The organism is Microvirga massiliensis, from assembly GCF_001006805.1.
Classification (GTDB): domain Bacteria; phylum Pseudomonadota; class Alphaproteobacteria; order Rhizobiales; family Beijerinckiaceae; genus Microvirga; species Microvirga massiliensis.
The window spans coordinates 430,203-454,542 of the sequence record NZ_LN811353.1 but is presented as its reverse complement, the minus strand read 5'-3'; the positions used below and the strand labels follow the sequence as shown (position 1 = coordinate 454,542).

General features: G+C 65.6%; 10 protein-coding genes and 1 pseudogene. 6 read left to right on the top strand and 5 right to left on the bottom strand.

What is annotated here, in order from left to right:
• Positions 1-280: 280 nt before the first annotated feature.
• Positions 281-1,711, top strand: coding sequence for a mannose-1-phosphate guanylyltransferase/mannose-6-phosphate isomerase (locus BN1233_RS14655; protein ID WP_046864294.1), 1,431 nt, complete (start codon positions 281-283; stop codon positions 1,709-1,711).
• A 57-nt stretch (positions 1,712-1,768) separates the two neighbouring features.
• Positions 1,769-2,671, top strand: coding sequence for a sugar kinase (locus BN1233_RS14650; RefSeq protein ID WP_046864293.1), 903 nt, complete (start codon positions 1,769-1,771; stop codon positions 2,669-2,671).
• Between the two features lie 355 nt (positions 2,672-3,026).
• Here the strand turns inward: BN1233_RS14650 and BN1233_RS14645 are convergent, their stop codons facing one another.
• Positions 3,027-3,683, bottom strand: coding sequence for a response regulator (locus BN1233_RS14645; protein WP_046864292.1), 657 nt, complete (start codon positions 3,681-3,683; stop codon positions 3,027-3,029).
• Between the two features lie 7 nt (positions 3,684-3,690).
• A complete protein-coding gene (locus tag BN1233_RS14640) occupies positions 3,691-4,995 on the bottom strand; it encodes a sensor histidine kinase (RefSeq protein ID WP_048709195.1) in 1,305 nt (434 codons plus the stop codon).
• Positions 4,996-5,422: 427 nt separating this feature from the next.
• Here BN1233_RS14640 and BN1233_RS51085 point away from each other — a divergent pair.
• From BN1233_RS51085 to BN1233_RS14615, 4 genes and pseudogenes are all read left to right on the top strand, one after another.
• Positions 5,423-13,947: pseudogene (locus BN1233_RS51085) on the top strand (peroxidase family protein).
• A 108-nt stretch (positions 13,948-14,055) separates the two neighbouring features.
• Positions 14,056-15,828, top strand: coding sequence for a type I secretion system permease/ATPase (locus BN1233_RS14625; RefSeq protein ID WP_046864289.1), 1,773 nt, complete (start codon positions 14,056-14,058; stop codon positions 15,826-15,828).
• Positions 15,825-18,302 carry a calcium-binding protein gene (locus BN1233_RS14620; protein WP_052763799.1) on the top strand — a complete coding sequence of 826 codons (2,478 nt, stop codon included), beginning with the start codon at positions 15,825-15,827 and terminating at the stop codon, positions 18,300-18,302. The genes BN1233_RS14625 and BN1233_RS14620 overlap by 4 nt, the downstream gene beginning before the upstream one ends.
• Before the next feature lie 50 nt (positions 18,303-18,352).
• A complete protein-coding gene (locus tag BN1233_RS14615; protein WP_046864288.1) occupies positions 18,353-19,660 on the top strand; it encodes an HlyD family type I secretion periplasmic adaptor subunit in 1,308 nt (435 codons plus the stop codon).
• A 919-nt stretch (positions 19,661-20,579) separates the two neighbouring features.
• On the opposite strand, the gene BN1233_RS14610 is transcribed toward BN1233_RS14615, so the two are convergent.
• From BN1233_RS14610 to BN1233_RS14600, 3 genes are all read right to left on the bottom strand, one after another.
• Positions 20,580-21,236, bottom strand: a complete 657-nt coding sequence (locus BN1233_RS14610; RefSeq protein WP_046864287.1) for a LuxR C-terminal-related transcriptional regulator — start codon at positions 21,234-21,236, stop codon at positions 20,580-20,582.
• Positions 21,237-21,495: 259 nt separating this feature from the next.
• Complete coding sequence (locus tag BN1233_RS14605) at positions 21,496-23,085, bottom strand: peptide chain release factor 3 (RefSeq protein ID WP_046864577.1); 1,590 nt, start codon at positions 23,083-23,085, stop codon at positions 21,496-21,498.
• 291 nt (positions 23,086-23,376) lie between these two features.
• Positions 23,377-24,312: a glucokinase gene (locus BN1233_RS14600; protein ID WP_425311717.1), complete on the bottom strand. Its 936-nt coding sequence runs from the start codon at positions 24,310-24,312 to the stop codon at positions 23,377-23,379.
• Positions 24,313-24,340 lie beyond the last annotated feature (28 nt).

The window sequence follows — 24,340 nt, the reverse complement described above, 5'->3', positions numbered from 1 at the left end:
CTACAGCGGGTTCCCGCGCGCCTGATCACGCGCCAGGCATCCCGGAGGGCAACGATCCCGGTCAGCGCCCATCAAGGCGATTCTATGCCGGGTGAGACGAATTTCGCGATCCTGCCGAATCGAGGGCCGGTGGACGCCGGGAGCCGGATTGGCTAGAGCGCTCGCCTGAATGCCTCGACTTTGCTGCCCTGCCCGACGGCCGTTACCCTAGGGCATCGGCCGAAGCTCCCTGCGAGGCCCTGCACGGGTGGGAGCGTCGGAACTGCCGCAAGGAAACAAGATGACCAAGACTCCGCGGATCACTCCCGTTCTGCTCTCCGGCGGCACCGGGTCCCGTCTATGGCCTTTGTCGCGGGAGGCTTATCCCAAGCAGCTGCTTCCGCTCGTCGGAAACGGCACGATGCTGCAGCAGACCGCGCAGAGGGCGCTCGACCCGGCCCGGTTCAATGCGCCGCTCGTGGTCTGCAACGAGGAGCATCGCTTCATCATCGGCGAGCAGCTGCGCGCGCTCGGGATCAAGGACGCGCGGATCATCCTCGAGCCTGCCGGGCGAAACACCGCGCCAGCCGTTGCCGTCGCGGCCCTGTGCGCCTCGAGCGACGACCCCGATGCCGTGATCCTCGTGATGCCGGCCGATCACGTCATTCAGGACGCGGCCAGCTTCCTGGCTGCCGTTCAGAGCGGAGCGGCTGCAACGGACGCGGGGCGCTACGTTCTGTTCGGCATCCGGCCGACCGAACCTGCCACGGGCTACGGCTATATCCGGATGGGCGCCGAGCTCGCCGGTGCGCCCGGTGTCCATGAGGTCGCGGCTTTCGTGGAGAAGCCCGATCTCGCGACCGCGACGCGCTATCTCGACTCGGGCGAGTATCTCTGGAACGGCGGCATCTTCCTCCTGCCGACCCGCACGCTGCTCGAGGAACTCGCACAGACCGCACCCGATGTGCTCGCGGCTGCGCGCGCCGCGCTCGGCGAGGCGCGCCGCGACATCGATTTCATCCGCCTCGATTCCGCGGCTTTCGCGAAGAGCCCGTCGATCTCGCTCGATCACGCGGTGATGGAGCGCACGAAGCGGGCCGCGGTCGCACCGGTCGATATCGGCTGGACCGATGTCGGCAGCTGGTCGGCCCTGTGGGAGATCGGCGATCAGGATTCGTCCGGGAACGTGGTCAGCGGCGATGTTCTCGCGGAGGATGTGCAATCCTCGTATCTGCGCAGCGAAGGCCCGCTGGTGGCGGCGCTCGGCGTCGAGGACCTGATCATCGTCGCGACCTCGGATGCGGTGCTCGTCACGCGCAAGGATCGCGACCAGGACGTCAAGCGGATCGTCGAGCGCCTGAAGGCGGAAGGGCGGGAAGCCGCGACGCAATCGCCTCAAGTGCACCGGCCCTGGGGCTTCTACCAGTCAATCCACACGGGCGAGCGTTTCCAGGTCAAGCGCATCACCGTGAAGCCGGGCGAGAAGCTCTCGCTGCAGAAGCACTATCACCGGGCGGAGCATTGGGTCGTGGTGAACGGCACGGCGCTCGTGACGCGCGACAACGAAGAGATCCTGCTGCGCGAGAACGAATCCATCTTCCTCCCGCTCGGCTGCATTCACCGCCTTGCCAATCCCGGGCGGGTTCCCCTCAACCTGATCGAAGTGCAGTCCGGCCCTTATCTCGGCGAGGACGACATCGTGCGCATCGAGGATATTTACGCCCGCACGTGAACGGCCTCGCGGATTCCCGCGGGCCAGCACGGATCATCGGCAGCCGGATACGTGGACATGGAAGCACTCTTCATCGGCCAGACCTATATCGACGTCACCTTCCTGGCGGACGAAATCCCGACCGGCGACGACAAGGCGGTCGCGCGGGATTACGCGATTTCGTTCGGGGGGAACGCTGTCACAGCAGCCTTCGCCTGCGCGAAGCTCGGCATCGCGCCGGATTTGCTCGCACCGGTCGCGGATGACTGGCTCGGACGCATGTTCATCGACATGGCGGCGAAATACGGAATCTCCGTTCACCACCGCAAGGTCGCCGAGTCCTCACTGTCCTTCATCATGCCGCATGGCGGCAAGCGCGCCATCGTGCGCTGCCGTGACGACCATTACCTGCACCCGGTTCCGCCGCTCACGCTGACGGGCTGCCGTGCGCTCCACCTCGATGGCCATCAGCCGGACGCGGCGATCCATTACGCGAAGCTCTGTCGCGAAGCCGGAATCCTGACCTCGCTCGACGGTGGCGGCCTGCGCGCCAACACGCACGAGCTTCTCGGCTTCATCGACGTCGCTGTCGTCGCGGAACGGCTCTGCGAGCAGATGAACATGACGCCTCGCGACATGCTCGGTTACCTGAAGACTCGGGGCTGTCGTGTCGGCGCCGTCACCCTCGGCGAGCACGGGATAGTGTGGTACGACGAAACCGGCGTCGAAGGCGTGCTGCCGGCTCTTGCCGTGCCACCCGAAAAGGTCATCGACACGAACGGCGCCGGCGACATCTTTCACGGCGCCTACGTCTATTCCGCCCTTGCGCATCCCGAGCGGACCTGGCGGGAGCACTTCACCTTCGCCCGTGCCGCATCCGCTTATTCGATTCAGCATCTCGGCAACGAAGCAAGCCTTCCCACGGTCGCGGACGTGATCGAAACGCAGCGCAACCTGCCGGAAAGCGCATTGCGTCCCTGATCGCTCGGGTAAGGCAAGGGAATGCTGCATCCGTCAGTGGCGCGTGCTCGTCTCGTTATCGCGAGCGCAACGGACTCCGGATTGCTTCACTTCGTTCGCAATGACGGCAGTGGATCCGGCGCTTCTTTCTGCTTCCTGAAGTGCTCTTCACGCCCTCTTCGTCATTGCGAGCGGAGCGAAGCAATCCAGGTGCGCATCCGTCGACGGGTAGATTGCTTCGCCTGCGGCTCGCAAGGACGCTGTGGGTCCGTCATGGGCTGGATGACTGGCTCGCAAAGACAGGGTGTGCCGTGATGGGCTGTGCGTGCCGCCTGCACTGAATCGGAATGGCGCCTGAGCGAATCCGAGTCGTGTCTCAGGTTGGGGCCTCCTCCGTGAGTTCCCCCCAGACCTGCCGGGCGATCAGAGTCGCCTCGACCCGGTTTCGGACCTTCAGCTTCTCCATGATGTTCGACATATGATACTTGACCGTCTTTTCGAGAATGCCGAGCCGCTCGCCGACCTCACGGTTGCTCAGCCCCATCGCCACGAGTCGTAGCGTGCGCTCTTCCTGCTTCGTCAAGGCCGACAGGGCTCCCTTGGTTGTTCGTTGTTTGACGCTCGTCAGCAGGCGCAACGTAAGATTGGGCGAGACGAATGACTCGCCGGCCGCCACGCTCTTGATGGCACCGATCAGGTCCGACGCCCCGATCCCCTTCAGGACATAGCCGACTGCGCCGGCTTCCAAGGCGCGCATGATATCGTCGTCGCTCTCGGATACCGTCAGCATCACGACTCTTGGAGCCTTTGCGAGCCTGGAAAGCTCCCGCGCTGTCTCGATTCCGTCCCCCGGCATGGAGATGTCCAAAAGAACGATATCGGGGCCATGTTCCCTGGCCAGCGTCAACGCTTCGGCCCCTGATCCTCCTTCGCCTGCGACCTGAATCTCGTCGTCGAGAGCCAGAGTCTGTATGACCCCGGCCCGAAACAGAGGATGATCGTCGACGACGACAACCGAAATCTGCGCAGCCATTCCGTCTTTATCCCGTCACCGCGAGGTTCATCTCAATTCTCGTTCCTTCACTCTCGGATCGATGGATGCGGAACGCTCCTCCGAGGCTTTCAACCCTTTCGCGCAATCCGGTCAGCCCCAGACCAGCCTCAAGATCCACCCGAGCGCCCTCGCCTGTCCGGCCACTGTCCTGAACGATGACGATCAGGACCGAGTCCTTGAACAGGCACGTCACCGTCTGCCCCTCGCCGCCGGCATGGCGGAACGCATTGTTGAGGCCTTCCTGCACGAAACGATACACGCAGATCTTGATCGCATGCGACAAAGGTTGATCCGGGCATCTGAAGTCCACCGTGACCTTGGTTCGCGTACGCTGCTCGTGAACGCGAACCACCCGATCGACCACCTCGTCAAGTGGAAGACGCTCGATGTCCGGAAGCATCAAACCTTTGGAGATGGTGCGGATCTCGCTCAGGGCGTTGGCGAGCGCCGAGGCCATCGCCCTCAATTCCTGTTCCTGCTTTTCGCCGGTCTTGGCCCGGCGCACATGCTCCACTTTCAGCGCCGCGAGGCCAATGAGCTGGGCGGGGCCATCGTGCAGTTCCGCTCCGACATGCCGCAGGTAGCTCTCGTTCATCTCGGAGATGCGGCTGGAGGCGCGCTGCGCCTTCTCTTTTAGCAACCGGTTCTGCTCTGAGACTTCCCTGATCTCCTCCATGCGGCGACGGAGAGCGGCCTGCTGCTCGTTGATGATCCGGTTGCCACGATAGACGATGCCGAACAGGCTCAGCATCAGCAGGCCAGACAGGGCCGCCGTCGCGAGCCAGCTCTGCAGCTGTACGTAAAAGAGCTTTTCCTTCAGTGGGCCCGTGACCTCGTGGATTTCCGCCGCGGCGATGATGCGCCCTGAAAGATCCTCCCGGATCGGGACATACACCTCGAGGAATTCGTCGTCGAAGGCGCGCTCCACATGCTCTTTGGCCTCGAGGTCGGTGTACTGCGCCGAAACCGTGCCGGACAATGCGGCAACCAATCCGTCCGGCTCCGGGAATCTCCTGCCGATCAGTTGTGGTGTTCCGGAGTAGACGATGAGGCCGCCCTCCTTCCAGACTTCGACATGAGGAAATCTGACCTGGAAAGCCTCTCCACTGAGCAAGTGATCGAGAGCGGCTGCCTTCTCGGCAGGAAGGGAATCATTGGTTGTCAGTTCCTGGACGAGTGGCGACAGGAAGCTTTCCATGAACAAAGCCGTCGCCGCGGCTGTGCTCTCAATCGTCACCCTGGACACGACCCGTGACGTGAACAGGCCCGCGAGCGTCATTGCCACCAGCATGACGACCCCGCCCGTCAGCGCAAATTGTCTGGAGAGACTCCAAGCGCGCGGGTCCCTACTCCTGTCCGATATTTCCCCCGCTGACATCTCGTTTGTGTGCCCCTCCCTTGGGGGCACTGTTACCGACCAGAGACGGTTTCGGCCAGGGCACATAGTCCCAGTCATCACTGGACCATAGTCCAGGATGGGCACCCGGCTTTGGCGCAGGCCGGATCAGACTTCCATTCTATGAATTCGTCAGACCATCCGCGGTTATAACCGGCAAATTTTTAACGCATTCTATACGCCGAATTTGCCCGTTCATGCGGGCTCGCCGTGGTCAGGACCGACTAACACCGGACGCAAAGACCCGCGTCATCGGCCGAGGCTCACGGAGAGGAAGAGCAGTTCTGGTCAACAGCGCACCGTTGCGCAGGGGAGCGACATTATGGTTCAACTCGTCAAGCACGACCTGGATTTCATCCTAGCGCAGATCAAGATCGCCGAGGCGCATGCGGCCGGCGCACCCATGGGTGAGCTGGTCGACAGCCCGCTCCTGCCGCACGGCCTGCGCACGGTCGACGGCAGCTACAACAACTACGGCGAGGGGCGCGAGCACTGGGGCTCCTCAGGCCAGCCGTTCCCTCGACTGACCAGCGGATCGGAGCATGAGGGCAGCGGCAGCATGCCCGCCGGTTACGGCTATCCGACCAACAACGACTACGGCCAGAACGGCAATGTGGTCGATGCCGACCCGCGTCTGATCTCGAACCTCATCGTCGACCAGACGCTCAATAATCTGGCGGCTATCACCGCCGCCCTGCAACATGCGGGACTGAACGGGGAGGCGCTGACGGTTGCCCGGAAGGCCGTCATGGATGCCCATACCGTCCTCAAGGGGATCACGGACCCGGACACCCCATCCTACGCCATCGCCAGGGCCAATCTCGACGCCCTGCTCGACCAGTACGGCATCGAGATGGACGGGCCGAGCATCCTCCTGCCGAACGTCGCCCCCGACGATGGCATCTCGGCCTCGTACAACTCCGTCTTCACCCTCTTCGGCCAGTTCTTCGACCACGGCCTCGACCTCGTGAAGAAGGGCGGCGGCACGGTCTTCATCCCGCTCTCGCCGGACGACCCGCTCTACAACCCCAACAGCCCGCACACCAACTTCATGGTCATGACCCGCGCAACCACGGGCGAGGGCGCGGGCAACGTCACCACCCCGTGGGTCGACCAGAACCAGACCTACACCTCTCATCCCTCGCACCAGGTCTTCCTGCGCGAGTACGAGATGGTCGACGGCAAGCCGATGGCGACGGGCAATCTGCTCAACGGCGCGCGCGGCATGGCCACCTGGAAGGACGTGAAGGACCAGGCGAAGAACATGCTGGGCATCGAGCTGACCGATGCTGACGTCGGCATGGTCCCGCTCCTGCGGACGGATCCCTACGGCAAGTTCATCCCACATCCAGAGACCGGCTTCGCGCAGGTGATCGTCGGCCTCGGAAGCGACGGCATTCCGAACACGGCCGACGACATCGTGATCTCGGGCACGCCAGACAGCCCGATCAATCCGACCCTCGTTGGTGCGATCCGCACGCCTCACGCCTTCCTCGACGACATCGCGCACAATGCAGCACCGGGACTTTATGACAGTGATCGCGATGGAATACCCGACACCCTAAAGGTCGCCGACAGCGACGATGTTGCGGGGGCGCCCGATGCCGCCCAGCCAAGGGGAACCTACGACAACGAGCTGCTCGACGCGCACTACATCACGGGCGACGGCCGCGGCAACGAGAACATCGGCCTGTCGGCGATCCACCACGTCTTCCACTCCGAGCACAACCGCGTCGCCGGGCACGTCAAGGAGGTTGTGCTGGCATCCGGCGACCTCGCCTTCCTCAACGAATGGCTGCTGAAGGACCACAAGCTCACTGCGTTCCCGGCCAGTGCGGAGGAAATCGCGAACCTCGCGTGGGACGGCGAACGCATCTTCCAGGCCGCGCGCTTCACCACCGAGATGCAGTACCAGCACCTCGTCTTCGAGGAGTTCGCGCGCAAGATCCAGCCCGACGTCGACGTCTTCATGGTCCAGCCGGACGTAGAACTGAACCCGGCGATCTACGCCGAGTTCGCAAACGTGATCTACCGCTTCGGGCACTCGATGCTCAACGAGACCGTCGACTGGATCAACGCCGACGGATCCCGCGCCGACATGAGCCTGTTCGACGCATTCCTCAACCCGCTGGCCTTCGGCGCAGTGGACGGGAACGGCAAGATCACCCACGACGCGGCGGCGGCGGCCATCTTCCGGGGCATGAGCGTCCAGGTCGGCCAGGAGATCGACGAGTTCGTCACCAACGTCCTGCGCAACCAGTTGCTGGGCGTCCCGCTCGACCTCGCGGCGATCAACATCGCCCGCGGCCGCGACACGGGCATGCCGACGCTCAACGAGGCGCGCGCGCAGTTCATGGCGATGGCCAACGGCGACAGCCAGCTCAAGCCCTACGAGAGCTGGGCCGACTTCGCCCTGAATCTCAAGACCCCGGCCTCGATCGTCAACTTCATCGCGGCCTACGGGACGCACGCCAGCATCGCGGCCGAGGCGACCATCGATGGGAAACGCGCGGCGGCGATGGCGCTCGTCTTCGGCACCACGGAGACCTTCTACGACCCGATCGCCAAGCAGACCAAGACCATCGCTCCTCCGGAGGATCGGCTCGACTTCCTGAACGCGCGGGGGGCCTACGCGAACAAGAAGGGCGGCCTCGACAACGTCGACCTGTGGGTCGGCGGCCTGGCCGAGAAGAAGATGTCCTTCGGCGGCATGCTCGGCTCGACCTTCGCGTTCGTGTTCGAGATGCAGATGGAGAACCTCCAGGACTCCGACCGCTTCTACTACCTGTCGCGCGTCCAGGGCCTGAACCTGCTCACTGAGCTCGAGAACAACTCGCTCGCGAAGATGTTCCTGCGCAACACTGACCTCGGTGAGACCGGGACGGCCATCCCGGCCGACATCTTCTCGGCACCGGACCACATCCTCTACGTGGATCTCGCCAAGCAGATGAGGATGACCGGGAAGGAGGATCCCGTGCACGAGGATCCGACGCTCGAGGCCGTCTCGAACATGGTCGAGCGCGGCGAAAACTACATCCGCTACAACGGCGCTGCCCACGTCGTCATCCAGGGCACCAAGAGCAACGACACGATCATCGCGGGCGATGGCGACGACACGATCTGGGGCGATGACGGCGACGACCGCATCGAGGCCGGCTACGGGGTCGACAACGTCCACGGCGGCGACGGCGACGACATCATCACCAACGCCGGCACCGACATCGGCGAGGTCAACATGCTCCGGGGCGATGCCGGCAACGACGTCATCCACGGCGGCAGCGGCATGGCGCTGCTGTTCGGCGGCTCCGGCAACGACTTCCTGATCGCAGGTCCCGACGGGTCCGAGTTGCGCGGCGGCACCGGCGACGACTTCCTGCTCGGCGGCGACGGCTCCGACATGCTGTTCGGCAACGAGGGCGACGACTGGATCGAGGGCGATGGCCGCTTCGACTACATCGCGGGCGACAACGGCGACATTTTCTTCAACTCGACCGTCATCGGCCACGATGTCATCAACGGCGGCCGCGGCGACACCGACTACGATGCCGACTCGGGCGACGACATCATGTTCGCCGGGGAGGGCATCCAGAAGAACATCGGCATGTGGGGCTTCGACTGGGTGATCCACAAGGGCCAGAAGGTCGGGGCCGATGCCGACATGAACTTCCCGGTCTTCCCGACCCTGCCGCTCGAGGTCCTGCGCGACCGCTTCAGTCAGGTCGAGGCGCTCTCCGGCTGGAAGCACGACGACATCCTGAGGGGCGACGACCGCACCAGCGACGACGAGGAGATCGACACGATCCCCGACCCGACGCCAGAGGGCAACTTCATGTACAACGAGCTCGACGAGGCCGGCATCGCCCGCATCGCCGGACTCGACAAGATCATCACCCCCGACATGCTGCGGGAGGTCCAGTACTGGGCCGATGGCTCGGGCACGGTGAAGAAGGCGTTCGTCGGCGGCAACATCCTCCTCGGCGGCGGCGGCAGCGACATCATCGAGGGCCGCGCGGGCAACGACGTCATCGACGGCAACGCCTGGCTGAACGTGCGTATCAGCATCCGGGCGAACAAGGACGGCACGGGCGCTCAGATCGCCACCGTCGACAGCATGAAGGACAACGTCACCCTCGGCGGCGTGACCAAACCCCTGACGTCATGGATGCTGGAAGGCCGCATCAACCCCGGCCAGCTCAAGATCGTCAGGGAGATCCTGCACGACGACAGCGGGACCGACATCGCGGTCTACTGGGACGTGCGGGAGAACTACGAGATCAGCCGCAACGCCGACGGCAGCGTCCGGGTGGAACACGTCACGGTCTCGGATCCCATCGACGATCCCATCACGGGCAAGCGGCGCGAGTCGGACGGCATCGACACGCTGCGCAACATCGAAATCCTGCGCTTCGCGGACGGCAATGGCGGCACCGTCGACATCCCGATCGGGCAGTTCATCAACGAGCCGCCGACCGGCGTGCCGGTGATCGTGATCCCCACGGCATTGAGGGAAGGGCAGAGGCTGACCGTCGACGTGAGCGGCATCGAAGACCTCGATGGCCTCGGCGCGTTCAGCTACCAGTGGCAACGATCCGAGAATGGGGGAGCGACCTGGATCGACATTCCCGCCGCGCTTGGCGGCACTGGCGCCGCGTTCACGCCGAATGAGGGACTACTGGGGCTCGGGGGACAGGTCGGGGACATCCTTCGCGTCCGGGTTCGGTACACGGACGGCGACGGCAAGCTCGAGGAGGTATTCTCGCAGCCGACGGGGGTCGTTGGTGACAACTGGAACGCGATTCCTTTCCTGGGCAACACCTTCAATGGAACCGAGGGCGACGATGTCGCGAACGGTACGAACGGCTTCCTTGGAGGTGGTGCCAACGACCTCCTCAACGGGAACGGCGGCAATGACCTCCTCAACGGGAACGGTGGCAACGACACCCTGAACGGCGGGGCCGGCAATGACACGCTGAACGGCGGGGCTGGCAATGACACGGTCATCCAGCTCAGCACCGACGGACGCGATCTCGTCGACGGTGGCGCGGGCACCGATACCTATCGGCTCAACGGAAATGAGGAAGCCGAGACCTTCCGCATCTATGCCGTGACCAACGGCCAGAATGCCGGACTGGCGACCGCATTGGGAACCACCTTCGCGGCCAACACCGAGATCGTCATCACCCGCACGGTCGGGGGGTGGAGTCTGTGATCGCGGAACTCGACAACATCGAGGAGATCGTCGTCAACACTCTCGACGTGACAGCCAATGACGGTGGCGGGCTGAACCAGGGTCCGAGTGGCGGCGACACGATCCAGGTGATCGGCAACTTCAGCTCCACCAGCCTCAACTACAGCACCATTACGGTCGAGGGTTCGGACGGCGACGACACCGTCGACATCACCTCCCTCCAGTCGGCGCACCGGATCGTGTTCCGCTCCAACGGCGGCAACGACACCATCGTGGGCACCCTGCGCCCGCAGGACGTGATCGTGCTGCCGGACGGTAGCCAGCCGGGTGACTACACGTCGACCGACAACGGCAACGGCACGACGACCCTGTCGAACGGCACGCACTCCATCACCTACGCGAACTCCGGCACTCCGGAGATCGTGGCCGGGGAGGACGCAATTCCCGGCGGGCACGGTCCCGGCCGCGACGACGATGATCGGCCGCAAGGCTCCTTCGATTACACCCAGCGCGACCTCGACGGGCTCAAGAAGCTGATCAACGGCCGGAGGCCGTTCGCGGACGACGACGATGCCGACCATGCCCTGGGTGCCCGCACCATCTCGGGTGCGGAGAACAATGGCGGCAACGGCTCGTGGGGCGCGTCCGACACGCCGTTCATCCGCCTCACCGAGGCCCGCTACGGCGAGTACGACGCGGCGACGAACAACCGCGACCTCAACCCGATCTTCGACGGGCTCGACCCGCGGGCGATCTCCAACATCCTCGGGGCGCAGGAGGAGGGCCTGGCGAAGAGCGCCAAGAACGCCAGCATCTTCTTCATGGCGTTCGGCCAGTACTTCGACCACGGCCTCGACTTCATCCCGAAGAACGCCACCAACGGCACGATCGAGATCGGCGGTCCCGGCACCGGGAGGCCGGGTTCCGACAACCCGGCCGACCTGACCCGCGGCGAGGTCCACGGCTTCGACGAGAACGGCATCCCGCTGCACCTCAACAAGACGACCGCCTTCGTGGACCAGAACCAGGCCTACGGGTCGCACAACCTGGTCGCCCAGTTCCTGCGCCAGGGCGACGGCAACGGGGAGCTGACATCCTACCTGCTCAAGGGGGCCCCGGACCCGTCCAGCCCCTCGATGGCCCTGCTCCCGACCCTGCGCGAGGCGATCCAGCACCACTGGGACAACAACACGGTCTTCACCGACCCGTCGCTGCCCAATGGCTCGATCTCCTTCCGGGACTACTACACCAACTATCCCATCTCGGAGGGCTTGACGGGAAGCCTGATCGACGCGGAGGGCGGATTCGACCCGCAGGTCTACGCGAAGCTGGCCGGGAACTTCATGAACAGCGGCCACGCCCTGCTGCTCGACACCAACCCCTTCGTGAACCTGCTCGACCACTACGTGGCCGGGGACGGGCGCGCCAACGAGAACTACGCCCTGACCTCGATGCACACGATCTGGGCTCGCAACCACAACTATCATGTGGAGCAGCTCAAGGCCGCGGGTTTCCAAGGCACCGAGAAGGAACTCTTCGAGGCCGCCAAGGCGGTCAACGAGGCCGAGTACCAGCGGGTGGTGTTCGACGAGTTCGCCGGCATGTTGCTCGGCGGCATCCGCGGCCGCGGCGACCACGGTCACGGCGGCTACAACCCCGATGCGGATCCCGGCATCTCGCATGAGTTCGCGGCGGCCGTGTACCGCTTCGGGCACTCGCTGATCGGCCAGACCCTGACGGTGCTGGATGAGAACGGGAACCCGAAGCAGGTCGCGCTGTTCGACGCGTTCCTGAACCCGACGAACGACGCGGAGGCCTTCCCGCAGGCTCTGCCGCCGGGCTACACGCCGCAGCCTGGCTACGAGCAACTCGGGGTCGACTCGATCCTCGGCGGCATCATCACGCAGCCGGCGGAGGAGGTCGACTTCAACATCGTCGACGCGGTGCGCAACGATCTCGTGCGCATCCATGCCGACCTGTTCTCGTTCAACCTCGCCCGTGGCCGCGACGTGGGGCTCGGCACCCTCAACCAGGTGCGCATGGACCTCGTGGCGTCGCAGAACTCCTACGTCAAGGAGGCCGTGGGCTATGCGGGCAACCTGTCGGCCTATGCGTCCTGGGAGGACTTCCAGGCCCGCAACGGCCTGAGCGACGCGGTGATCGCCCAGTTCAAGCAGGCCTATCTGGACCTGGTGCTCGACACGCCGGAGAAGATCGCGGCCTTCGTGGCGGTCAATCCCGACATCCAGCTCCTGGACGGGGAGAACGGCGCCAAGATCGTCAAGGGCATCGACCGCGTCGACCTGTGGGTGGGCGGCCTCGCCGAGAAGCACATCAACGGCGGCATGGTGGGCCAAACCTTCTGGGTGGTGCTCCACGAGCAGTTCGACCGTCTCCAGGAGGCCGACCGCTTCTACTACAAGGATCGGCTCGAGGCGTTCGACTTCTACGAGGCGTTCATCGACGGCCAGGAGTTCGCGGACATCGTCGCGCGCAACAACGGCCTCACCAACCTGCCGGAGCACATCTTCAAGGTGCACGACGAGGATGGTGGGATCGGCGGCTCGGACGGTGATGACGACGTGATCGGCGGCAACGATGACGACGACATCGCGGAGCCGGGCGATGACGACGATGACGATGATGTCGGCTCCGGCGATGACGACGATGACGATGTCGGCTCGGGGGATGACGATGCTTCGTGCGGCGATGGCGACGGGACGGGCACGCCCGCACCGCAGCCCGGTTCCTCCGCCGGCGGCACGATCGTCGGAACGAACGGCCATGACGTGCTGGTCGCCACCGCGCGAGGCGGGACGATCCTGGCCCTCGACGGCAACGACAGCGTGATCGGCGGCGACGGCGCGGACGTCATCCACGGCGGCGGCGGCAACGACTTCCTGAGCGGCGAGGGTGGCCGGGACATCATCTTCGGCGGGGATGGCAACGACGACATCCTCGGCGGGGACGGGGCCGACATGCTCTACGGCGATGCGGGCCACGACCGTATCTTCGGGGGCGACGGCAACGACCTGATCGATGCCGGGTGGGGCAACGACACGGTCTACGGCGGGGCGGGCGATGACGTCTTCGTGGCCGCGGTGGGCGACGGCAACGACACCTACTACGGCGATGACCTGGACGGCGGCACCGGGATCGACACGCTCGACATGGCGGCGATCACCGCCGCCATCACGGCCGATCTCGGCACCGGCTTCCTGGGCCGGGGCACGGTGACGAGCGCCCAGACCGGCTCCGACACGCTCTGGGGGATCGAGAACATCGTCACCGGATCCGGCGACGACGTGATCACGGCCAGCCGGGCCGTCAACGTGATCGACGGCGGGGCCGGCAACGACACCTTCCGGTTCCTCTCGGCGGCCGATGCCGACGGCGATACGATCCTCGGCTTCCAGCCGGGCGACCGGATCGACCTCAGCGCGATCGATGCCAATGGCTGCGCGGCCGGCAAGCAGTCCTTCACGCTAGTGAACGGCGCGGCCTCCGGCCCGGCCCAGCTCGCGATCACCCACGAGAGCCGGGCGGACGGCGACTACACGGTCGTGAGCGGCAACACGGGCGGACCCGATGCGGCCGAGTTCCGGATCAGCATCAAGGGCAACCACGACCTCCAGACGTCCGACTTCGTCCTCTCGTAAGACCCGCGCCTCGCCGAGGCGCCACCGCGGACGGGCCACCCGGCCCGTCCGCCACCAACTTCAACACCAATACCAATCGACACACGGAACGGCGGCACGGGGGATCGGATGCGCGGCAGCAACTTCACGTCGGCCCAGAAGCGGAAGGCGGCCGAGAGGATGACGCAGGGCCTGCGGGGCATCGTCGTCTTCCTGTTCTCGGTCTCGGGCATCGTCAACGTCCTGGCGCTGACCGGCTCGTTCTACATGCTCCAGATCTACGACCGGGCGCTGTCGAGCGGCAGCATCCCGACGCTGGTCGCCCTCTCGGCCCTGGCGATCGGCCTCTACCTGTTCCAGGGCCTGTTCGACGTGATCCGCTCCCAGGTGCTCGTGCGGGTCGGGGCGCGGCTCGACAAGCGCCTCGCGCCGCTCGCCCACCAGGTCGCGATCGACATGCCGCGCTTCGGCTTCTCGACTGCCGAAGCCCTCGAGCGCGGCCGCGACGTCGACACGGTGCGGGGCTTTCTCGGCAGCCAGGGCCCGGTGGCCCTGTTCGACCTGCCCTGGATGCCCCTCTACCTCGTCTTCGTCTACCTCCTGCACCCGCTGCTCGGCGCCCTGACCCTCGGGGGCGCCTTCGTCCTAACGCTGCTCACGATCACCACCGAGATCATGACCCGGCGGTGGAGCGGAGCGACCCACCAGGCGGTGATCGAGCGCAACGCGATCGCGGATTCGAACGCCCGCAACGCCGAGATCCTCAAGGCCATGGGCATGGCGCGCCGCGCCGTCGGGCGGTTCGACCGCGCCAATGCCGAGCACCTGAAGCTCCAGACGCGCACTAACGATATCAGCGGCAGCTTCGGGGCGATCTCGCGCGTGCTGCGGATGATCCTGCAATCGGCAGTGCTCGGCCTCGGCGCTTACCTGACGATCCAGGGCGAGCTCTCGGCGGGCGCGATCATCGCGGCCTCCGTGGCCTCCGCCCGGGCCCTTGCGCCCGTGGACCTCGCGATCGGCAACTGGAAGGCCACGGTCGCCGCGCGCGACTCGTTCCGGCGCCTCAAGGAGACGGTGATCGCCCTCGCGGATCTCGAGCGGCCCATGCCGCTGCCCGCCCCGCACCGCTCGCTCAAGGTCGAGGGCATCACGGTCGCGGCCCCGGATTCCGGCCGGGTGCTGCTCAGTGAGGTCGGCTTCGACCTCAGGGCCGGGCAGGCGCTCGGCATCATCGGCCCGAGCGGCGGCGGCAAGACCACCCTGGTGCGGGCGCTCATCGGGATCTGGCCGGTGCTCCGGGGCAGCGTCCGCCTGGATGGGGCCGAACTCACCCAGTGGGACGAGGAGGAGCTCGGGGGCCACGTCGGCTACCTGCCGCAGGACGTGTCGCTCCTCAACGGGACGGTCGAGGAGAACATCTCCCGCTTCGACCCATCGGCCGATCCCCGGGCGATCGTGGCGGCGGCGCAGGCCGCCGGCATCCACGAGATGATCGTGCGCCTGCCGGAAGGCTACCGGACCCGCCTCGGCCCGCAGGGGGCTGCGCTCTCGGCCGGGCAGCGGCAGCGCATCGGCCTCGCGCGCGCGCTCTACCGGGATCCGTTCCTGGTGGTCATGGACGAGCCCAACTCCAACCTCGACGCCGAGGGCGAGACCGCGCTGACGGAGGCCATCCAGGCCATCCGGGCCCGGGGCGGCATCGCCCTCGTCATCGCGCATCGCCCGAGCGCCCTGGTGGCGGTCGATCTCGTCGCGGTGATCCAGAACGGGCGCATGACGGCCTTCGGGTCGAAGGAGGAGATCATCGGGGGCACCGTGCGGCGCGCGCCGCCGGGTGAGGTCGCGTCGGCCTCCGTGCCCCGTGCGAGGCCGATCGCAACCGAGAGGGTTCCGGCATGATTATCGACGTCAAGGGAACGAGAACCGACGACGGCAAGGGCGAGGTCGCCTCCCGCGAGCGTTACCTGCTCAAGGAGGACAAGCCCTCGCGGACGCCCCTGGCGGTCGGCGCCCTGCTGTTCGGCCTCGCGGCCTACCTGAAGAGCGCGCTTCCGGGCTGGACCCGGGTTCCCCCCGAGGATCCGGCGCCCGGCCAGCCGGAGGAGGACGGGGCGCCGCGCCTGAGGCTCATCGACACCGGGATGGCCATGGCGGCGCCGGACCCGGTCAACCGGACCGCCGCCCTGTCGGGCGCGGAGGGTCAGCCGCGCCGGATCGGCTCCAGCACGTTCTTCGACGAGCGCCTCCCGTCGGCGGAGTTCATGCTGGTGGACTCGCCGCCGCTCCATATCCCTGAGCCTTTCACCCGGGGATTCTCCCAGCCCATCGACGTGAGCGGGCTCGCGCGGTTCCTGGGCACGCTGGCGGTGGCGAACGACAACGTGGCCCCGGGAGGGGGCGGACGGGGCGGCCATGCGGGAGCCGGGGGGCTGGGGCCGGCGGGTGGACAGCCGTCTGACGGCCATCCCGGTCGTGACACGGGAGACCCCGTTGATGCCCGCCCGGACGAGGACGGGGGAGTCCCGGGGGACGGCACTCCCGGCGAAGACGACGGAGACGACGGGGATCCCCGGCATCCCGTCAACCGGGCGCCGCGGACGAGCGGCCCCGTCTATCTCCACGATGCGTTCGGCTGCGCGGTCGTGCTCATCGGCCTTTCGGACCTCCTGGCGAATGCCTGGGATCCCGACGGGGATGCCCTGTCGGTCCGCAACCTGACGGTCTCGTCCGGCAGCATCACCTGGGGCGAAACGGGCTGGCTCTTCGATCCGAACGGCCTCGGCCCGGTCACCGTCACCTACGAGGTCACGGACGGGAAGGCCTCGGTCGTTCAGCACGCCTACTTCTCGGTGGTCGCGAACCCACCGATCGCCGGGACGGAGGGCGATGATATCCTCGTCGGGACCGAATGCGCCGACGAGATCGCGGGAGGGGCCGGGGACGACCTGATCTACGGGCGTGGCGGGAACGACCTGATCGACGGCGGGGCCGGCGACGATCACATCGTCGGCGGGGCGGGCGACGATGTCCTGCACGGCGGGGACGGCAACGACATCATTATCGGCGGGGCCGGGAACGATTGGATCTCCGGCGGGAACGGCGACGACCGGCTGTTCGGGGACGACGGCGACGACGTCATCTTCGGGGACGCCGGCAACGACCAGATCCACGGCGGCAACGGGAACGACAGCCTGTTCGGCGGGGCGGGCGACGACGTCATCCACGGCGATGCCGGCGACGACCTGATCGAGGGCAACGAGGGCAATGACGTCCTGTACGGCGGCGACGGCGACGACCTGATCATCGGCGGCGACGGCAACGACCTGATCGACGGCGGGGCCGGGGCGGACGTGCTCGTCGACGGAGCCGGACGGGACACGGTCTCGGGCGGCGAGGGGGACGACCACGTCGTCGTCACCCTCGATCGGGAGGACGACGTCTTCGACGGCGGCGCCGGGACCGACACGCTCGACCTGTCGGCCACGGAGTGCGGGGCCGAGGTGGATCTCGTGGCCGGGACGGCGAGCGGGATCGAGATCGGCAACGACACGATCGAGGGCTTCGAGCGGGTGATCGGCGGATCGGGCGACGACACGATCGCCGGGAGCGAAGGGAGCGAGACCCTTCTGGGCAGCGCAGGCGACGACTGGATTCTCGGCCGCGGCGGCGATGACCTGCTGGACGGAGGGAGTGGGAACGACTCGCTGGACGGCGGCGCGGGCGACGACACGCTGGACGGCGGGGCCGGGGACGATTGCCTGCATGACGGCGCCGGGCAGGACGTCGTGTCGGGAGGGGCCGGGAACGACATCGTCCGTGCCGCGGCTGACGGCGAAGACGACGTCTACGACGGGGGCGAGGGTTGCGACACCCTCGACTACTCGGCCTTCGAGGCGGGGATCGTCGTCGACCTGGCCGCCGGGACGGCCAGCGGCATCGACATCGGCAACGACACGATCAGCGGCTTCGAGACCGTGATCGGCGGATCGGGCGACGATCACTTCATCGTCGGGTCCGACGCGGTGGTGCTCGAAGGCGGCGAGGGTGACGACCTGTTCGAGTTCACCACCCCGCCCCAGGCGAGTGCGCCCGCGCCGGTCATCCACGAGATCGTCGACTTCAAGGCCGGCGACCGGATCAGGATGTCGAAGTTCGACATCTTCGAGAAGGTCTTCGACAAGCTCGAGAACCAGTTCGAGGCCGTCTACGGCAAGAAGGTCGACGAGGACGATGCACGGATCCGCTTCCGGCACGAGAAGTCCGAGGCGATCGACCGGACGGTGATCGAGGCCGACCTCGACCGCGACGGCATCTACGAGATCTCGATCCACCTGGAAGGGCGGCAGGCCCTGGTGATCGTCGAGCACGCATAGGCGCGGCAACACCTGTTGCCGCAATCCACGGTATTTGGGGAGTTGAGGACATGAGCAGGCGCGAAGAGGACGGCAGCGATGATTTTCGCCTGGGGGGCCGGGTCACCGCGGGAATCCTTCTGGGGGCAATGCTGGTCGTCGGGTGCGGCGGCTGGGCGGCGATCGCCCAGATCAACGGCTCAGTGATTGCCCAGGGAACCGTCAAGGTCGACCGGAACCTGAAGCTGGTGCAGCACCGGGACGGGGGCATCGTCAGCGAGATCGCGGTCCGGGAAGGAGACTTCGTCGAGGCCGGGCAGGTGATGCTGCGCCTCGACGACGTGCAGACCCGGGCCGAGCTCTCGATCGTCCGCTCCCAGCTTTCCGAGCTCGCCGCCAGGCGGGCAAGGCTGGTCGCGGAGCGCGACGGGCTCGATGCCATTTCGCTGTCGCCGGCCGAGGCCATCCCGGTGACGCAGGCCGATCTCGTCGCCTATGGGGAGGCGAGGCTGTTCGAGGGCAACCGGACGCACCGCGAGAGCCAGAAGGAGCAACTCCGCTCCGAGATCCTCCAGCTCGAGCAGGAGATCAAAGGCCTTCAGGCCCAGCAGTCCGCGAAGGGTCTCGAGCGCGACTTGGTCCGGGCGGAGCACGACAAGCTCAAGGGCCTCGCCGAGAAGCGGCTGATCGAGACATCCCGGCTCTACGGAATCACCCGCGACCTCGCCCGTCTCACGGGCAAGGTCGGCGAGATCGAGGCAAGCATCGCCCGCGCCCGTGCCCGGACGAGCAGCGTCAAATTGCAGATCATCTCGATCGACGAGAATGCCCGGACCGAGGCTCAGAAGGAACTCAGCGCGGTGGGAACCCGGATCTCCGAGCTCAACGACCGCCGCACCGCGCTCGAGGACCGGCTCTCGCGGACGGACATCCGGGCGCCCATCTCCGGGACCGTGAACGAGCTGTCAGTCCACACCGTCGGCGGCGTCATCACCCCCGCGGAGACCCTCGCAACCATCGTGCCGGAGAAGGCCAGGCTCAAGATCGAGGCGAAGCTCTCGCCGGTGGACGTGGATCAGGTCCACGTCGGCCAGCCCGCCAGGCTCCGGTTCTCGGCGTTCAACCAGCGCACCACGCCCGAACTGAAGGGCGAGGTCGTGTATATCTCGGCCGCGACCACGCGCGATCCGGCGACGAACACGGTCCACTACCTGGCCGACCTCCAGGTTGCCCCGGACGAGCTCGAGAAGCTTGGCGAGCAGCCGCTCAGGCCGGGCATGCCGGTCGAGGTGTTCGTGACGACGCGGGAGCGGACCGCGATCACCTACCTGACGAAGCCTCTGACCGATCAGTTCGCCAAGGCCTTCCGGGAGGAGTGATCCCGGAAGGCCTGCTAATGGCAGCCGGGCTTCCGGCGGAATGGACGCGATGAGCAACAGGTCGGCCTCGGATCAGAGGCCATGCTTTCGACCGCGTGCGCCATGGGCACACCGTTGATCACGGGTTCACGACCGATGTGAATTGACAAGAGCTTTTTGCGTGAAGCGGGTGTATTCTTCTCTGGCGCGCGGGTGACTCCATGGCAAAGAGCAGGGCTTGAGGTGCAATTCCTGCCGCGCAGCCTCTATCGTCGCTCCTCCGTTGGAGCACCCGTGCGCACCTGTCCGGATCGGTGGCCGCGTGGCGTCCAGCCCGCCACGAACCGTGTATAGGCCGCCTCGGTCTGCTCGACCCAGCGCCGTTCCTGATATCGAATGCGCTGTCACCGGAGATAACACCTATCCCGAGGTGACAGCACTGCGGATGCGGCGAATGCCTTTTCCACTTTGCCTTTCATTTTTAACGCAGTGAAGCCATCCAGGAGCGCGTGCGGCGATGGGTAGATTGCTTCACTTCGTTCGCAATGACGGTGGAGGCGGCGGAAAGGGCTGTGCGTGCACTGTGCCGACGGCTCGCAAAGACTGCACAGTGGGTCCGGCGTCCATTTCCATTCCCGGCTGTGCACCTCGCGTATTCACGCCCACTCCGTCATTGCGAACGAAGTGAAGCAATCTACCCGTCTCAGGATGGTTCTCCTCGCCTGCGGCTCGCAACAACGGTGTGGGTCTGCCGCGTAACCGCTCTGGGAAATCGGTCAACGAGAGGAAACGCTGGAATGTCAATAGGTACGAGACAACGAAACTCTCAACGGGATCATATCCTGTCGCGACCCTGCAAAACTTCAGAGCCGTTTTCACTCTCGTGAAAACGGCTCACAATCCTGGTCTGGCTCATCCATTTGGAGGCAGACCGGCCCCCCTAATTGAACACGGGCGCGTGTTGTGGTTGGAAGGTCTTTGCGGCGAGGGCGAGCTCGAGCCTGTTTCTTGCGTCGAGCTTCTGCATGAGCAGGCCCATGTAGTGCTTTATGGTCCTCTCGCTCAACCCGAGTTGGGATGCGATTTCCCTGTTGGTCTTGCCCTTCAGCAGCAGGGATATGATCTGGTCCTCGCGAACGGTAAGCCGTTTCGAGTTCATGGCAGATTTCTTTTGTGACGCCGCCCGCAGCGAGGCAATCACCTTCGAAGCGATGGCCGGACTAATGAACGTCTGTCCTCTCAGGACACATTCGATGGCACTCATCAGCTCGTCGGGCGCGTTCCAGGACGATACGTAAGCCGCCGCGCCCGCCTCCAAGGCTCGAACGGCGGCTTCGACATTCGTGACCGGAGTAAAGATGACGATTCTGGTCCGGCCTTGCTGCGCGATTTCGGATATCGCCTTGATGGCCTTGCCGGAGCCATCCAGGTCGAAGAGGATTACATTGGGGTTGTATTTCGCCGTTATTGTTACCGCATCAGCAATAGACATGCTATTCGCGACAATCGTGAAATCTTCCCTCGTGTCGAAAAACGCCGATACTCCTCTCAGAAGAAGTGGCTGCTGATTTACAAGCGCAATTGCTGCTTTCGCCATTCTGTCTCCCCAAACAGACGATCAAAATCGAGGCAATTAGCCGGCAATTTGGTGCAGACATGTTTGGATCGCAATCGGCCATTCGACATAGCCAAATAACTTTTTTACGAAAAGTTAATTTAATCGCGGATTGATCGGTAAACCGCCGGTCCAGATCGAAGCGGAGTTCGCAAGCCATTCCCCATGACGTGAAAAGCCGGGCATCTCTCGATGCGCCGGCTCGCTACCCATCATCCCGGCCGGATGACCTATTGAACGATCAGGCCGCTTCCGCCTGGCGCTGATAGTCCTTCACGTCCGTGAAGCGCACGGCCTTCCAGCGATCCTGCTCATATTGAAGCGAGAACGCGTTCGACGCCAGGAAAACCGGCGCGCCGTCGAGGTCGCTGGCCATGCCGGACAGATGCGCCTCGATGAACCGGTCGAGTTCCACGGAGCTGTCCGCGGAAATCCAGCGGCAGAGCGTGAATCGCGTCGTCTCGTAGTCGATCGGCAACCCGTACTCCACCTGGAGACGCTCCTTCAGAACGTCGAGCTGCAGCGCGCCGACGACGCCGACGATGGCGCCCGAACCGTCCATCGGCAGGAACAGCTGGACGACGCCCTCCTCGGCCATCTGCTGCAGGGCCTCCCGGAGCTTCTTGGCCTTCATGGCATCCGTGAGCTTGATCCGGCGCAGGAGTTCCGGTGCGAAGCTCGGAACTCCCCGGAAGACGATGTCTTCGCCCTCGGTGAGCGTGTCGCCGATGCGCAGCGTTCCGTGATTCGGGATGCCGACGACGTCACCCGCATAGGCTTCGTCGGCGATCGAGCGATCCTGGGCGAAGAAGAATTGCGGCGCCGACAGACTGATCGGCTTGCCGGTGCGCACGAGCTTCGCCTTCATGCCGCGGGCGAGCCGCCCCGAGCAGATCCGCATGAAGGCCATCCGGTCGCGATGGTTCGGATCCATGTTCGCTTGGATCTTGAATACGAAGCCGGTCATCTTGGGCTCGCCTGCCTCGACGGTCCGGCGATCCGCCTCCTGCCCGCGCGGCGGCGGCGCGTAGGATGCCAGCGCGTCGATCAGGTCGCGTACGCCGAAATTGCGCAGAGCGCTGCCGAAGAAGACCGGCGTCAGATGCCCTTCCCGGAAGGCCTCGAGATCGAAGGGGCGGCAGCCTTCGCGTGCCAACTCCACCTCGTCCTGCCAGGTCGAGAGTTCTCCATCCGGCAGCAGGTCCGCGAGCATCGGGTCATCCGGCCCCGAGACCGCGACCGGCGCCTCGTCGGTGTCGATGCGGCGCACGTGGTTCTTCGCGAGATCATAAGTTCCCGCGAAGCTCCGGCCGCGTCCGATCGGCCAGTTGATGGGAGCCGTATCGAGGGCAAGGGTTTTCTCGATCTCGTCGAGAAGCTCGAACGGATCGCGCGTCTCGCGGTCGAGCTTGTTGATGAAGGTGACGATCGGGATATCGCGCAGGCGGCATACCTCGAAGAGCTTGCGGGTGCGCGCCTCGATGCCCTTCGCGGCGTCGATCACCATCACGGCGGAATCTACCGCCGTGAGCGTGCGATAGGTGTCCTCAGAGAAGTCCTCGTGCCCCGGCGTGTCGAGGAGATTGAAGACACAGCCCCCGTATTCGAACGTCATCACGGAGGTGACGACCGAGATCCCGCGTTCCTTCTCGATCCCCATCCAGTCGGAGCGGGTCGAGATCCGGTTGCGCTTGGCCTTAACCTCGCCGGCGAGCTGAATCGCTCCCCCGAACAGGAGAAGCTTCTCGGTCAGCGTGGTCTTTCCCGCGTCGGGGTGTGAAATGATCGCAAAAGTGCGGCGGCGCTCGACGGCATCCGGGAGTGGCGTCATGGACAGGATCGAATTTGGAGAAATCAGACCGAAGTGGACGAGGGGTCGCAGCACGAACCCTGTTCAATACGGGTCACACACACCAGATATGGTGTCGTCGTCAACAACCGAAAGGAGGTGATCCAGTGTCTCATTGTCGTTTCGCAGGGCCTGCGGGCTGCAAGACCTGGAATCTCGCCTCTCGCGAGAGGAGCGGCGCCTGATCGCCGCAGGTCCAGCTTCAGGACCCCGCTGACAATGGAACGGTCGCCCTTGGGCGGCCGTTCGCATGTCCGGCCTGCATAAAGCGCCTCAGCGGCGCCAGGATTGTGAGCGGTACACGAAGCGCTCCGGCCGCGCGACGAGAACCGAAAGTCCGAGCAGGGCCGGCTCCGGATGCGTGATGACGAAGAACGGCACCCTCTGTGTCCAGGTATCCTGCGGCGCCTTGTGGTCGAACGCCGCCCGGCACGAGCCTTCCTGGAGAATGTCGATCATGCGGGGCGCAATGCCCCCGGCGATGAAGACACCGCCTTCCGCATCGAAGGCGAGAGCAAGGTCGCCGGCGAAGCGGCCGAGCGCCCGGGCAAAGAGACGAAGCACCTCGCGGGCGAGCGGATCTCCGGACCGATCCGCTTCGAGGATCTCGTTCGGCCTCGAGAACGGCGTCTTCTGCCCCCGGCTCGCAGCGAGAGCGCTGGCCAGGCGAAGCAGCCCAGGGCCCGACATCACGGCTTCGGCGGTCACGCGCCCGAGGACCTGCTCGAGATGAGGCCAGATCGCCCACTCGTCCGGGTAGGCGGGACCGAACTCCATGTGCCCTGCCTCCGTGGCGAGGATCGCGAACCGGTCCTCGACCGGCACGAGAACCGATCCCCCAAAGCCCGTTCCGGGCCCGAGCGCGAGCCGCGCGCCGTCCTGCTGCGGGGTACCGCCAAGCGGCACGAGATCGCCACGTTCGGCATCGAGGGCGATGAGGCTCGCGGCGACGGGCGTGTAATCATTCACGAGATCGACCCGCGACAATCCGAGAGCGGTTCCGATCGCGGCGGCGTCGATGATCCAGGGCGCGTTCGTCATCCGGATGGCGAGGCTGTCCACACGCGTCGCCACGGCGATCATCGCGGCCCTCGGTGGCGCGCAGCGCGAGCTTGCGAGCGCCGTGCGGATCGCCTCGGCGGGATCGGGAGCCGCGGCCGTCCGCGCACGGGGGAGGAGTTCGATCGGGCCATCCGGCTCCGCGAGCACCGCGAAGCGGGCGTTGGTGCCGCCGATG